Origin of the sequence: Tardiphaga sp. 37S4 (assembly GCF_021044645.1) — a bacterium.
Taxonomy (GTDB): domain Bacteria; phylum Pseudomonadota; class Alphaproteobacteria; order Rhizobiales; family Xanthobacteraceae; genus Tardiphaga; species Tardiphaga robiniae.
The window spans coordinates 5699713-5713850 of the sequence record NZ_CP088008.1 but is presented as its reverse complement, the minus strand read 5'-3'; the positions used below and the strand labels follow the sequence as shown (position 1 = coordinate 5713850).

Genomic DNA, 14138 nt, shown 5'->3' with positions numbered 1-14138 from the left:
TGATCAGGCCGACATGACGTAGGGGATGCTGCCGATAATGGCGGCAAGCTGGAATGCGTTCGACAGCATGCCGCCCCAATGCATCCGTCGGAGCCGGCGCACGGCCTCGGCATCACCGGCATCTCTGGCACTCAGCTGGCTATCCATCCGCCGCAAGAACCAGCCCCGCGCCCAGATCGCAAAAGCCGCGATCAAGCCGATGCCGATGGTGAAAACCAGTCGACCAGCCAGTGCAAAAGCCCCTGTCGCGATGACACCGGCGATAGCGACCATCAGAAAATAAGAGCGGAACAGGCCCCGCAGTAACTGAGTCACTTCCGGGATATCCAGCCTCACCAGCAGAAAGGCCGGTGACGACAGCAGAAAGAAGCCCATCGAGAAAATCAGAAGGACCATAGAGGCCAAGGCGACGGCATCGGGCGTCATGCAATTACCCTTCTATCTGTCCGGGCAACAACCTTTCCATCAACTTCCGACACCAATATCCCCGTGGGCCTCTTCGACACTATTGGGCTTTGGTCGAATCCGGAGAGATATGCCTTCTCCAACAGAACAGCGCCTATCCGAAGAACCTGACACGGGCGAACCCACCCAGCCGCACATCCGTTGCGATCAGTTCAGCTTGACGACCTCCACACGCCGGTTCTTGGCGCGGCCGTCATCCTGGTCATTCGATGCTGCGGGTGCGAGCATGCCGACACCGGCTGCGCGCAGGCGCTTGCCATCTGCGCGGAAGCTCGTGGTGAGCGCCGCCACAACCGACTCCGCACGGCGGCGCGACAGATCGAGATTGTAGTCATAGGCGCCCTGATTATCGGTATGGCCAACGATCAGCACGGCAAGCTTAGGATCGGATGACAGAAGCCCTGCAATCTCCTGCAGGGTCGGCGACGATTCCGGCTTCAGGTCGGCCTTGCTCGTATCGAAGAATATCCCGTACAGCGCAACGCGGCCGGTAGAGCCGATGGTCTTCGCCATCTCGTCGGCCTTTACCACCACCATCTTCTGCTCACGCGGCTTCGGCTCGACGATATGCACGACGGCCACGGTGCGTTCGTTGAAGGCCTTGCAGTAGAGATCGTCCTTCACGAGATAGGTCTGCACGGTGACATAGGCTTCGCCGCCAGCTTGCGGGATCTTGGCAGCGAAGAAGCGCTGATCGTCGAGATGAGACGCCATGGCGCATTTGCCATTGGAGAAATCACCGTCTTTCAACTGCGCCTCAGTGACGAAATACATCAGCAGGCTCATATCGCCGCCGCCGCCCGCAGCCGAGCGCGTCGGATCGCCGCCGCAGTCATCGGTCTTGCAGCTATAGAGCACCTCGCCGCCGGCTGCCTTGACCACATCCTGATAGTTCCGCAGCACTTCGAGCGGCGAGCGGTTGGCCGGCAGCAGATAGGTGATGCGCGTACGTGCGCCTTCCACTTCAAGCAGCTTGTTCGGCTTGTAGACCTGATTGTTCATCCGATCGCGATCGCTATCGCCGGTCTTTTCCAGTTTCGACAGCGGGATGGTGAAGTCAGTGAAGGCGAGGCGCTCGTAGCTGATGATGAAGGAACCGTCATAACGCTTCAACAACGCGCTATCGCGCGCGCCGGGAACATCCTTGTTGGGAATCGTCGCATCGGCCTGTGCCGCACACGCACCGAACAGAACAAACAAGCCAACCGTCAGAATGCGTCCGAGCATGAGTCATGCGTCCCCGTTTCAGGAGCGCTCACGATGACGATTTGGGACATGTAAACAAGCGGACTAAAGCGCAGCGAATGGCCGCGCAGCCATGTCCGGTTTTCATTGAACCGAACGGTGCTGCGCGGCGACCAATCTCGTTAAGTCCAAACGGGTTTAGCCCCACGGACCGCGGCGCGTCTGACTGCCGCCGTTCCACGGGCCGGTTGCTTGAGGCGCGGAACGCGTCGGTACCTGCGACTGAGCACCCATCTGCCCCGCAAGCTGCTGCAGCGCTGCGATTCGATTTTGCGTCGCCGGATGCGTGGTGAACAGATTGTCCATGGCACGCCCCGACAGCGGATTGATGATGAACATATGGGCGGTCGCCGGCGCACGCTCGGCATCCTCATTGGGAATCTGATGCGCGGCGTTGTCGATCTTGGCCAGTGCCGAGGCCAGCCACATCGGCTGGCCGCAGATCCGCGCGCCCATCTCGTCGGCGGCATATTCGCGCGTCCGGCTGATCGCCATCTGCACCAGCATGGCGGCGAGCGGCGCCAGGATCATCAGCGCGATCTGGCCGATCATGCCCGGGCCATTATTGTTGCGGTTGCCGCCGAAGAACATGCCGAACTGGGCGATCATCGAGATCGCACCGGCGATGGTCGCAGTGATGGTCATCAGCAACGTGTCGTGATGCTTGATATGCGCCAGCTCATGCGCCACCACGCCGGCGAGCTCTTCGCGCGACAGCTGCTGCATCAAACCGGTGGTCACGGCCACGGCGGCATTCTCCGGATTACGACCGGTCGCAAAGGCGTTCGGCTGCGGATTGTCCATGATGTAGGTCTTGGGCATCGGCAGGCCGGCGTTCTGAGCGAGTTCGCCGACCATGCGATACAAGTCCGGCGCGTTGCTGATATCGACCGGCTGGGCGCCGTGCATCGACAGCACCGCGCGGTCCGAATTCCAGTAGGCGAACATGTTCATGCCGGCGGCGACCACCAGTGCGATCGTCGCACCCGACGCACCGCCCATGAGATAGCCGACACCCATGAACAGGGCGGTCATGCCAGCCAGCAGAATCGCGGTCTTGAAGTAGCTCATTGGTCCTCCTGCCCGCCTGCGGGAAACGCTGCGGTGCAGCCATCAAATGGTGATCGGCCCGATCGTTCCGCAAGGCGGCATTGTGCGGCAGCGCGTCGCGGCCATGCAGCGGATTGCATTGAATGCCGCGACATGTGGCCATAGGCTGCGCAACGAAAACATTAAAAAACATTACAAAGAGGAAACACTATGGCTCGCGTGAAGTTCGGCGCCTTTCTCGCACCGCATCATCCGATCGGCGAACATCCAATGCTGCAGTTCCGGCGGGACCTCGATCTCGTCGAGCAGCTCGATGCGCTCGGCTACGATGAATTCTGGTGCGGCGAGCATCATTCGTCGGGTTGGGAGATGATCGCCTCGCCGGAGATGTTCCTCGCCGCGGCAGGCGAACGCACCAAGCGCATTCGCTTGGGGACCGGTGTGATCTCGCTGCCCTATCATCATCCCTACAATGTCGCGCAGCGCATGGTGCAGCTCGACCATATGACCGGCGGCCGCGCCATTTTCGGTTCCGGCCCCGGGGCTCTCGCTTCCGACGCGCATACACTCGGCATCGACCCGATGACCCAGCGCGATCGCCAGGACGAAGCCATCGCCATCATCCGCCGTCTGTTCAACGGTGAGCGCGTCACCGCGAAGAGCGACTGGTTCACCATGAACGACGCCGCGCTGCAGATCCTGCCTCTGCAGGAGGAGATGCCCTTCGTGGTTGCGTCGCAGATCTCCCCCTCGGGCATGACGCTGGCCGGCAAATACGGCATCGGCATCATCTCGCTCGGCTCGATGTCGACACAGGGTTTGATGGCACTGCCGACGCAATGGGGCTTTGCGGAGGATGCCGCGAAGAAGCACGGCACCACGGTCGACCGCGCCAACTGGCGCGTGCTGCTATCCTGGCACATCGCGGAGACCCGCGAACAGGCAGAGCGCGAGGCTGGCCCCGGCCTGATGCGATGGCACAACGAATATAATGTCGGCACGCTGCAGCGGCCGGGCCTGCAACCCTTCACCTCACCCGAGGACGCGGTCGAGAAGACCGCAGGTGGCGAGAATGCGGCGTCGACCATCGGCACGCCGGATGACCTCATCAAAACCATCAAGAACCTGATGCAGGTTTCCGGCGGTGTCGGTACCATCATCGGCTTCGTGCATGACTGGGCCAATCCGGAGAACACACGGCGCAGCTGGGACATGGTGGCGCGCTATGTGGTGCCGGAGATCAACGGCTACATCGCGTCTTTACGCAAGTCGCAGCAATTCGTGATCGAGAACCGCGAGGTGTTCGAGCGCGCGGGCCAGGCCGTGATGGCCAAGATCATGGCCAACGAGAAAGCAGCCGCGGCGCTGCCGCTGACGGGACCGGGACGCGTGGCGATCCCGCTGGTGAATGCGCCGGATCTAAAGAAGGGGTAGTTAGAATTCCGTCATGCGCGGGCTTGTCCCGCGTATCCACGTCTTAAACCACCAGGCAAAGACGTCGATGGCCGGGACAAGCCCGGCCATCACGGAGAATGTGGCACTCACTTCCCGTAATAATCCTGCGCCGTTTCCCACGCCGCCGTCTGCAGCATCTTCGCAGTCGCTTCATCGAGACCCGCGAGATACGGATTGCCCACCGGCGAGCGGCCCGTCAGCGCGGCGAAGACCACGCAGGACGCAAGGTATGTGCCTGCCATGCTCGGATGACGCCTGTCGGGCTGGTACAGATTGAGCTCGGGCTGCTTCGCGCGCACCCTCGCAAATGCCAGACCTGCCGGAATCACCAAGGCATTGTTATCATTGCCGGCGACCGTATAGGCCTCGGCCAGTTGCTGCGTCATCTCCGACTTGTCTTCATAGGCCCAGGACATGAAGAAGACCGGTTTCGCGCCATGTGCCCTGACGATGTCCGCATCCTTTTTCGCATATTCAGTAAAGACCGACTTCAGCTTGGGATGGATCGGGCACTGGCTACAATCCATCATGATCGCAGCATCGAACAACCGCTCGCGCTTGTTGAAGATGATGTTGTTATTATCGTCGAAGGAATAGGACGCGATTGCGTTGGGTCGGAAATAGCTCTCGACATCGTGCCATTCGAAGCCGGAGCCGCCGATGGTCACCGAGGTCGCCTGGTAGCTCGTCCTGTTGGCGGGATCGGCAGCGCGCACCATCCCCAGCACGTGGCTGTGCATGCTGTTGTTGAAGTAGAAGAAGCTGTTGCCGATGAAGATCTCGGTCTTCGGAAAATCGGGTCCCAGCGACGTGACCTTGGGTTTGGTCTGCGCTTGCACCGCAACGGGCGCACCGGCCATGGCAGCAAGGGTTGCCACAGCGAGGAGCATGACTCGCAAAGTTCTGGACATGGAATGTCTCCCGGTTCTTATTATATGCGTATATGCGTATCGATAGCACAGGGCCGTGCGGATTGCGCCGGCCTCGATCGCGGGAGGCAGATCACCGCATGCCCCATGAGCTCGATTCCCATGACCTCGATCCCCTGATCCTTGATCTCCTGGAATGGATCACGCGCGAACCCAGATCCTATGCCGACGTGCTCGATGCATGGCGGACGTCGTGCCCGCGACTGACGGTGTGGGAAGACTGCATCGACCGCGGATTTGCCACACGCATGCACATCGCCGGACATGGCTCCGTCGTTCAAGTGACGGCCGCAGGCTTGTCCTTCCTGCAACGGCATGGACGCGTCATGCCAAAGACGCCAGCCTCGATCACCGCAACTAGTCCAGCGGCATCGTAAGCTGCGCGCCTTCATCGGCCACAAACACTGCGATCAGCTCGGCCGGCTCCGTATTGCTCGCATTGGCCGAGACGAGATGCGTCGAGCCCGGCGGCTCGAAGAATGACTGCCCAACCTTGAAGGTTTCGACCGGCCCGCCGCCGAGCTGCGAGCGAATCTCTCCCTTGGTGATGTAGGCTGTCACCGTGCCGGAATGACGATGCGGCGCGCTGAAGCCGCCGGGGCCATAGGACACGCGCACAATGGTCACGCGCTTTCCCGGCACATTCGGCAGCGCATGCGACGTGATCAGTTCCACCGCATCGCCGGGATTGGCGCTGGAGCCAGCGTTGACGGCGCAAAGCGGCGCCAGAACAATCGACAAGGCGTCCATTGTCGTCGGAAGTGCTTTGCCAAGGGCAATCGCACACATCAGTCCTGCGGCAACGGCAACAGACACATAGCGGGCTTCAGGCAGCCGCGGTGCGAGCGCATCGCATGTGATGGACATTCTTCGCTCCGTGCCCGTCAGCCGTTGTCCTGGCCGAACGCCTTGCGCATCGCGACATAGCCCTGCTGCTGCTGGCTCCAGTTACGACCGCCGGTGACACCGCCATCGACCACCAGATCGTTGCCGTTGACGAAAGAGGATTCATCGCTCGCCAGAAACACCGCGGCATGGGCGATATCGTCCGGCAGACCAGCGCGCGGGATCGGCTGCGCAGCCTTGAACGCCTCGCGCATCAGCGCCGGCGTCTGCTCGGCTGCTTCCACCGATAGTCCCAGCGCCTTGCCGAAGATTCCGGTCGCGATGGCGCCTGGCGAGATGCTGTTGACGCGCACACCGCTCTCACCGAGCTCCATCGCCACGCATTTGGTCAGATGGATGACCGCGGCCTTGGCGGCGCCGTAGACCACCGAGGACGAATAGCCGGCGAGCCGGCCGGCAATACTGCCATTGTTGATGATGCTGCCCGAGCCCTGTTTCTTCATATGCGGGGCGGCATGTTTCATGCCGAGCATGACGCTGCGTACGAGTGTCGCCATCGCCGTATCGAAACGATCGACGTCGAGGCCTTCGATACCACCGGTTTGCGCCGGACCGCCGGCATTGTTGAACAGGCAATCGATGCGGCCGAATTTCTCGACCGCGTGACCGATCAGTGCACTCATCTGCGCTTCATCGGTAACGTCGGTCTGACGGAAACTGCAATTTGCGCCGAGCTTCAAAGCAAGCGCATTGCCTTCCGGCGCACGACGCCCGGCAATCACAACTTTCGCACCCTGCGCGATGAAAATTTCCGCTGTACGGAACCCGATACCGCTCGTCGCACCGGTGATGACAGCGACCTTGTTGTCGAGACGCCCCATGTCGTTTCCCCGTTTGTTTTTATGGCCGGCATTTGACGCCCCGAACCTGCGCCCGCGCAAGGCGTATTTTGAGTCAGCGCGACTCGCAGCCCGCTGAATTTGCAGATGAAGCGGCGCACTTTCCAAGCCACAACCGTCGGAGAGTCCCGAGAATTACGATTAAGGAAGTTCTAAGACGCATCTGCGTATCGTGCAGCATTGTACCGCCATCCAAGCATGGCTCGCGATTGCTGGAGACCTTTTCCGTGAAGCTGCTCAATAACCTGCCGATTTCTGCCAAGCTCGGGCTTCTCGTCACCGTCACTCTGATCGGTCTCTGCCTCGCCGGCGTGCAGGCGACGCGTCTCGTCAGCGCCGAGATGCGCAGCTCTCGCATGGAGCAGGTTCTCGCCATCGTCGAAACGGCGCGCAACATGGCGCTCGGTCTGCAGAAGCAGGTGACAGCCGGCGAGTTGACGAAGGATGCTGCAATCCAGGAATTCGTCAAGCGCGCCCGCACGATGACTTATGACAAGGGCAACGGCTACGTCTTCTCCTATGACATGAACGGAATCGCGCTGGTGACGCCGGATCCGAAGCAGTTCGGCACCAACCGGCTGGACGTCCCGACCAACGGCCGTGCGCTGACCCGCGAGTTGCGCGACGGCGTCGCCGCCAAGGGCGATGTCACGCTGTATTACGAATACATGAAGCCGGGCACGACCGAATTGATCCGCAAGTTCTCCTATGCGGTTGCCGTGCCCGACTGGAATCTGTTCGTCGGCACCGGCGCCTATCTCGACGACCTCGATACCAAGATGACGCCGATCATCTGGTCGCTGGCGACAGCGATCCTCGGTATCGCTGTTGTTGCCGGCCTGATCGCCTGGTTTATCGCCCGCAGCATCACGAGGCCGCTGAGCCAACTCGGCACCCGCATGCGGGATCTCGCTGACGGCAAGCTGGAAGCCGAGATCCCCGGCGCCGACCGTCGCGACGAGATCGGTGCGATGGCCACGACGGTGCAGGTGTTCAAGGACAACGCGATCCGCATGCACGGCCTCGAGCAGGAAGAGGTCGCCGTCCAGCAGCGCGTCGCCGCCGAACGCAAGTCGGCGATGAACAGCCTTGCCGATGGCTTCGAGCAAAGCGTCAACGGCGTCGTGAAATCGGTTGCGACGTCCGCGGCCGGAATGCAGGCCACCGCATCGTCCATGACCAACACCGCAAGCGAAACCACCGATCGCGTCGCCAGCGTCAGCATGGCGTCCGAGAAGGCGCTGAACAACGTGCAGACCGTTGCCGCTGCAGCGGAAGAATTGACCGCGTCCGTCGAGGAAATCTCGCGGCAGGTCGCGCAATCGACCGAGATCGCGCGGCAGGCCGTCGGCGAGGCAGACCGAACCAACGCAACGGTTCAGCTCCTGTCCGGCGCAGCCGAAAAGATCGGCGTTGTGGTTCAGTTGATCGACACGATTGCAGCACAGACAAACCTCCTGGCGCTCAATGCCACCATCGAGGCCGCCCGTGCCGGCGAAGCGGGGCGCGGCTTCGCGGTCGTTGCCTCGGAGGTGAAGGCCCTGGCAACCCAGACAGCCAAGGCAACGGAGGAAATCTCGGCGCAGGTAGCCAGCATGCAATCGACGACCGGAGATGCCGTCTCGGCAATCGGCAATATCAGTGCGACCATCGAGAAGATGAGCGAGATTTCGATGGCGATTTCATCAGCCGTCGAGGAGCAAGGCGCTGCGACCCGCGAAATCGCCCGCAACATTCAGGCCGCAGCCACGGGCTCCAGCGAAATCGCCACCAATATCGGCAGCGTCAACGCAGCAGCCTCCGCCACGGGACAAGCGGCCGGCCAGGTGCTCAGCGGCGCGCGCGAGCTCGACGGGCAGGCCAGCATGCTGCAATCGGCGGTGACAGACTTCCTGACCAAGGTTCGCGCGGCCTAAATCAGGCGAGCGATCGAAACCTTCGATCGATACGGGCCGTTCCGCTTACAGCGCGGGGCGGCCCGATGTCTTTTTGGCGCTGGATGCCAGCGTGGTCAGAGCTGCTTCATCCGCAACGGGACGCTGCGTAGCTGCCAGCAGCGGCGCATCGACATATTGACGGATGCCGTTGTGATCCATCACGAAGAGCGGCCGGGTGTTCTTCATGTTGACGTCCTCGACCATCGCCATGCGACGGTTGTCGAGCATGAACCAGCGGCCATCGAGACGGGCGGCCGCAACAGCGTGGTCTTCCTGGCGCAGCGTATCGCGCAGGATCACAACGCGCAGATCCTCGGCCGCAACGCCGGCGGCACGTAATGCGGTGAACTTGGCGATGGCATAGTCCTCGCAATCGCCGGCACCCGTGGCGAACAGTGCCAGCGGCGAGCGCCAGACATCCGTTGCGCCATAGAGCACAAGATCATCACCGGGCCGAACCGCCAGATTGATAGCGCGATTGACCTCACCCATGCGGGCGCGACCATCGCGAGCACTGGCATCGCCGACGATATCCAGAAACTTCGCGGCCTCAGGCGAGCAGCGGACGGGTGTCTCGGCACAAAGCTCGACAGCAAGCTGCTCGTCGTCCTGCTCGCGTTCCACCCCGCGCCATTTGGCTTTGAGCTCGCCTTCCGGCAGCGACGATGTGGCGAGGCCAAACGGCTCCGCAGGCCGCTCGACTGCGTCGATCGCCTGGTCAGGAAAGGCCGTTCCGGCCAGGAGATCAGCGGGTGCCGCGAAAATCGCCAGCCCCAAGGCCAGCACAGACGCGCAGCGCACCCGCGCAAAAGCAGAAGTCCACATCATAGACGCCCCGTCTGTCCGGGCATCGGCAAGCAGGGCTGCTCGCACGTGACCGGATCATTTGTGGGGCCATCTTGAGGCGGCTAATTTTCGACGAGATTAAAAGGGGTTAGCCGGGTCGGCGAAGTTCGCGGACAGGCTGAAGGAGGGCTAACCGGCTTGACGACAATTTTATCGAAATGGCCGAAAGGCTCGTACGGGAGGGATTATATTACCTCACGGATTCGTTCCAGCGACGTCGATTTCCGGAACCGGGAACACAGCCTGAACTCGGAACATCGTTAACGAAAATTCACTATATGGATCAGTGGTATCCGGATGATTTCACAAAGCGGGCGATAGCTTGAAAAAGTGATGCGCAGACGTCCACTATCGCATTGCACCCCGCGGTGGTATGCATGGCTCGCAAATTAGCTAATTAATAACCATAACCATGCGCGGTAGAAATTGAACTACGCGGGTCCATTCGAATTTTCGCAATCTGGCGATGCTCCGGCCGAACCAACGGCTGGCGGCGGCGGTATTGGCCATACGTTTTCCGCTCATACGGCCGGTTCCGCGATTGTGGTGCAGGATGCCAACCTGCTGTTCTCCGGCGACTACAAGCGCTCAGGCGTCGACCTCGTCCTGTCAAAGGACGGACACGAACACGTCGTCTCCGACTATTTCAAGGGTTCACTGCGCGCAGCTCTGTCGTCGCCCGATGGCGCGCAGCTGTCCGGCGACCTCGTTACTGCCCTCGTCGGCGAAGTGCAGGTCGCCCAGCTCGGCGGCGGCGCCAATGCTGCCGCGCAAGTCATTGGTACTGTTAGCAAGCTAGCCGGCAGCGCGACTGCGATCCGCAATGGCGTCTCCGTGATGCTCAATGTCGGCGATCAGGTGCAGAAGGGCGACGTGGTCCAGGCTGGCGCAGACTCATCGCTGACCATGACTTTCATCGATGGCACCGTGTTTGGCCTCTCGGCCAATGCACGCATGGTGCTGAACGAGATGGTCTACGATCCCCAGGGATCGGCGAACTCATCCCTCCTCAGCCTCGTGCAGGGCACGATCACTTTCGTTGCCGGCGAAACTGCCAAGCATGGCAACATGCGCGTCGATACGCCGGTTGCCACGATGGGCATCCGCGGCACCGCCGTGTTGGTCGAAATCGGTTTCGAAGTGCCCGGACAGGGCGGCGCACCGCCGGTGAAATTCCAGGTTCTGGTCGAGCCCAACGGCGCGACCGGCTCCTACGTTTTGTATAGCAAGACCAGCGGCCAGGCGATCGGCACCGTCAATGCGGCCGGTCAGGTCACCAGCGTGCTCGGCAATGGCGATACATCCACAGGCATCGCCGATCCGCTGACGCCGATCGCACGGGCGATCATTGAGCAAACGCTGCAGACTTATTTCCCGAACTACGTTCCGAACGCCAATCCGCGCAGCGGACCCGGCGGCGGTTCATCTCCGAGCGATCCCAATTCCGGCACCAGTCCGGATCCCTTGAAATTCATTATTCCGGATTTTCTGCCGAACCAGCCCTACACCGTCCCGATCAAGCTGCAGGGCGATGGTTCCACTACGCCACCGATTGATGTCACCTTCACGCACTTCAACACCGCGCCGATCGTCACCGTCGCTCCGGTTGTCGTGATGCTGCCGGTCGACAAGACCAGCTTTGAAATCAAGGATCAGGTCCAGATCACCGATCCGGATAGCGGCGACGTTGCGACACCCTATGTGCCGGGCACCGCGCATATCATTTCGGCGAGCGGTCCGAGCGGCACACCCACGTCGCTTGACCTCAAATCGCTGGTCACCGTCGATCCACAAACCGGTCATGTCAGTTACGATCCGGCAGCGTTCAAGTTCCTCGCCGCAGGACAGAAGGCCGTCTACACCATCGGCTTCGACAGCCAGTCGGGACCGGACACGACCCATGAGACGCTGACCTTCACGGTCGATGGCTCCAATGATGCGCCGGTCGTTGCATCTGCGCTGACAGGCGCCGCAACGCAGAGCGCTGCCCCGCAGAGCTTCGATCTGCTCGCCGGCGCATCAGACGCCGATCTCGGCGAAACGGCGACGCTGACCGTTGGCAACCTCAAGTTCGCGCTGAATGGCGGCACCGCACAACAGGCCGCACCGACCGGCGTGACACTGACCGGCACCACCCTCCATGTCGATCCACACGCCTTTGCCTATCTTGGCGAGGGCCAGACGGCGACGATCACTGTCACCTACAGCGTCATCGACCCCCATGGCGCGAGTGTGGCGCAGACCGAGACGATTACGATTACGGGCACGAATGACGCACCGGTGATCGTATCTACTGGTACCACCGCTGCCGCGACTGCAGATTCGATCGGCACCGGCGGCGTGACTGCACAAGGTGACATCGCATTCTCCGACGCCGATCTCACCGATGTACATCAGATCACGTCAACGAGTAGCGCAACGACGATCGGCTCATTGAGTTTTGGCACGATCACGTCGGGCACCGGTGACGGCTCTGGTGGCAGCTTTGGCTGGACCTATCATGCAGACCCCGCCCAAGCAGAAGCGGCACTTCTCGCTTCAAGCAACGGTATAGTGACGGAAACGTTCACGGTTACCATTGCCGATGGTCACGGCGGCACGGTCAATCAGACGATAACAGTTACGCTGGCAGCCAATATCTGGATTGGATCAGGCACGAACAGCACTTTCGCGCTCATCGAGACCGAGGGGGCACAAACCAGTAATTGGAACGACCCGACTAACTGGTCGCAAGGCGTTCCAACGACGTCCCAGATCGTGCTGATCAACACGGACACAAACATTAATCTCGACGTTAACGCGGTTGTCGGATCATTGCTGATTGCCGCCTGCACTTCGATTTTTCTGACGACCTCGGGTGGTGCGCATACGCTGACTGTTTCCAACGACTTCATCAATGCGGGAAACATTGAGCTCGCGCCCGGCACTTCGTTGGAAGTTACTGGCATCGTACAGAATACCGGCACCATCGTCATCGATGACTTCTACACACCGTCCGGCGCGGCGCTCGTGATTGATCATACCGTTACGCTTGAAGGCGGCGGCTGGGTGACACTGGCCGGATCTGCCGACAGGATTTCCGGCGGCACCACCGATGCCAAATTGATCAACGTCGACAATACGATCGACGGCTACGGCAGGCTGGGCGATGGACATCTCGACATCACCAACCAGCATCATGGCAACATCATTGCTGACACGCACTACAAGCTGGTCATCGACGTTCGTTTTTCGGACTTCATCAATTGCGGCACCATTGAATCGAATTCCTGCGGCGGTCTCGAAATCAAAGGCGATCTGGTCAATTACGGGACCATCGAAGCCTATGCCGGCCTGTTCGAGATCGGCGGCAATGTCACCGGTCACGGCACCGCGAAAATCAGCGGCGGCAATCTCGAATTCGGCGGCTGGTCGGATGCCAATGTGACATTCTCCGGCGTCAGCAGCGACGAATTGATCCTCGACCGTGGCTCTCACTTTGTCGGCACGGTATCCGGTCTGTCCTATGGCGACACGATCGACCTGAAGGGCATCTCGCCCTGGCAGCTCTGGTTCGACCAGCACGACGGCGTCGTCGATGTGCATTACGGTTGGGGCAAGAATGACTATTTCACGCTGACCGATCCAGGCGTGCTGAAACATCTCGACATCGACTCCGACCATCACGGTGGCACCGAGATGACCTGGAGCAATGACGCGCCCGACATCAATACGTCGTCGGCTGAGCTTTCCAAGCTCCACGGCGGCTATTTCAAGATTTCCGACGTGTCCGTGTGGGACAAAGATTGGTCCAGCGGTGAGAACTATAAGCTGGACATCAACGGCACTGTGGTGAAGTCGGGATCACTCTCGTCTATTGATCATTATCTCGAAGATGGTTTCACCTTCAAACCAACCAGTTCGGAAACGCCTCAAGCGACCGTTGCCGTCACCGTCACTGACGGATTCGGCGCTAGCGAACATGTCAATTTCATCTTCAATACAGCACCTCTCCAGTCCAATACGCAGGTGTCACTGAACGGCACGACCGGAAATGACGTTATCTTCGCAACGGTCAACAAAGATACGCTGACGGGTGGCCATGGCTCGGATCAATTCGTCTTCGGGTCGCATAGCGGATCAATCGATAGGGATATCGTCACGGACTTCGAAGTCGGCACCGACAAGATCGTGCTCGACCACATTCGTGGTGTGCCCAATCTTTCAGGCCCCTTCGGCGATTTGAAGCTGACCCTTTGGGAGCTGTCCGGCGGAATCGAGCAGAAGGGAAACAATACCCTGATCCATCTCGATGGCGGTGACACGCTGCAACTCAATAACGTGCACATGTCCCAGCTGCACGCCAGCGACTTCATCGTCCACCCCTATTCCAACGTGGCGTAACGCGGCACCGTTAACCGTCCCGCGGACAGCACCTGCACAAGTCGCCTGACTGATGGCATAATGGCTGTCAGATCGGGGCTTGG

Annotated in this window: 12 protein-coding genes; 5 read left to right on the top strand and 7 right to left on the bottom strand. The window is 60.6% G+C overall.

Features of this window, described 5'->3' with window-relative positions; translation table 11 throughout:
* Positions 1–3: 3 nt before the first annotated feature.
* The 3 genes from LPB73_RS27155 to htpX form a co-directional block, all read right to left on the bottom strand.
* On the bottom strand, positions 4–426 hold the full coding sequence (locus LPB73_RS27155; RefSeq protein WP_231078793.1) for a hypothetical protein: 423 nt from the start codon (positions 424–426) through the stop codon (positions 4–6).
* A 186-nt stretch (positions 427–612) separates the two neighbouring features.
* On the bottom strand, positions 613–1692 hold the full coding sequence (locus LPB73_RS27150) for a DUF4892 domain-containing protein (RefSeq protein ID WP_231078792.1): 1080 nt from the start codon (positions 1690–1692) through the stop codon (positions 613–615).
* A gap of 156 nt (positions 1693–1848) precedes the next feature.
* A complete protein-coding gene (gene htpX / locus LPB73_RS27145) occupies positions 1849–2781 on the bottom strand; it encodes a zinc metalloprotease HtpX (RefSeq protein ID WP_231078791.1) in 933 nt (310 codons plus the stop codon).
* Between the two features lie 46 nt (positions 2782–2827).
* Between htpX and LPB73_RS27140 the strand changes: the two genes are divergently transcribed.
* Both LPB73_RS27140 and LPB73_RS27135 read left to right on the top strand, forming a co-directional pair.
* Positions 2828–2983, top strand: coding sequence for a hypothetical protein (locus LPB73_RS27140; RefSeq protein ID WP_231078790.1), 156 nt, complete (start codon positions 2828–2830; stop codon positions 2981–2983).
* A complete protein-coding gene (locus tag LPB73_RS27135) occupies positions 2971–4194 on the top strand; it encodes an LLM class flavin-dependent oxidoreductase (RefSeq protein ID WP_231078789.1) in 1224 nt (407 codons plus the stop codon). The genes LPB73_RS27140 and LPB73_RS27135 overlap by 13 nt, the downstream gene beginning before the upstream one ends.
* Before the next feature lie 107 nt (positions 4195–4301).
* Here the strand turns inward: LPB73_RS27135 and LPB73_RS27130 are convergent, their stop codons facing one another.
* Positions 4302–5105 (bottom strand): DUF4886 domain-containing protein, encoded by an 804-nt coding sequence (locus LPB73_RS27130; protein WP_231081264.1) that lies wholly within the window; start codon positions 5103–5105, stop codon positions 4302–4304.
* Between the two features lie 119 nt (positions 5106–5224).
* Here LPB73_RS27130 and LPB73_RS27125 point away from each other — a divergent pair, with 119 nt between their 5' ends.
* Positions 5225–5521 carry a hypothetical protein gene (locus LPB73_RS27125; protein ID WP_231078788.1) on the top strand — a complete coding sequence of 99 codons (297 nt, stop codon included), beginning with the start codon at positions 5225–5227 and terminating at the stop codon, positions 5519–5521.
* On the opposite strand, the gene LPB73_RS27120 is transcribed toward LPB73_RS27125, so the two are convergent.
* Together LPB73_RS27120 and LPB73_RS27115 are read right to left on the bottom strand one after the other, a co-directional pair.
* On the bottom strand, positions 5502–6011 hold the full coding sequence (locus LPB73_RS27120; protein ID WP_231078787.1) for a cupin domain-containing protein: 510 nt from the start codon (positions 6009–6011) through the stop codon (positions 5502–5504). The two genes, LPB73_RS27125 and LPB73_RS27120, sit on opposite strands and share 20 nt — an antisense overlap.
* A 17-nt stretch (positions 6012–6028) precedes the next feature.
* Positions 6029–6871 (bottom strand): SDR family NAD(P)-dependent oxidoreductase, encoded by an 843-nt coding sequence (locus LPB73_RS27115; protein WP_231078786.1) that lies wholly within the window; start codon positions 6869–6871, stop codon positions 6029–6031.
* A 245-nt stretch (positions 6872–7116) separates the two neighbouring features.
* On the opposite strand from LPB73_RS27115, the gene LPB73_RS27110 reads away from it, so the two are divergent.
* Entirely contained in the window at positions 7117–8805 is a 1689-nt protein-coding gene (locus LPB73_RS27110) for a methyl-accepting chemotaxis protein (protein ID WP_231078785.1), read from the top strand.
* A 45-nt stretch (positions 8806–8850) separates the two neighbouring features.
* Here LPB73_RS27110 and LPB73_RS27105 read toward each other — a convergent pair whose 3' ends face one another.
* The gene (locus LPB73_RS27105; RefSeq protein WP_414716918.1) at positions 8851–9651 is read right to left on the bottom strand and encodes a transglutaminase-like cysteine peptidase; all 801 of its coding nucleotides are present in this window, start codon (positions 9649–9651) and stop codon (positions 8851–8853) included.
* Positions 9652–10098: 447 nt separating this feature from the next.
* Between LPB73_RS27105 and LPB73_RS27100 the strand changes: the two genes are divergently transcribed.
* The gene (locus LPB73_RS27100; RefSeq protein WP_231078783.1) at positions 10099–14055 is read left to right on the top strand and encodes a VCBS domain-containing protein; all 3957 of its coding nucleotides are present in this window, start codon (positions 10099–10101) and stop codon (positions 14053–14055) included.
* The last annotated feature ends 83 nt before the right edge of the window (positions 14056–14138 follow it).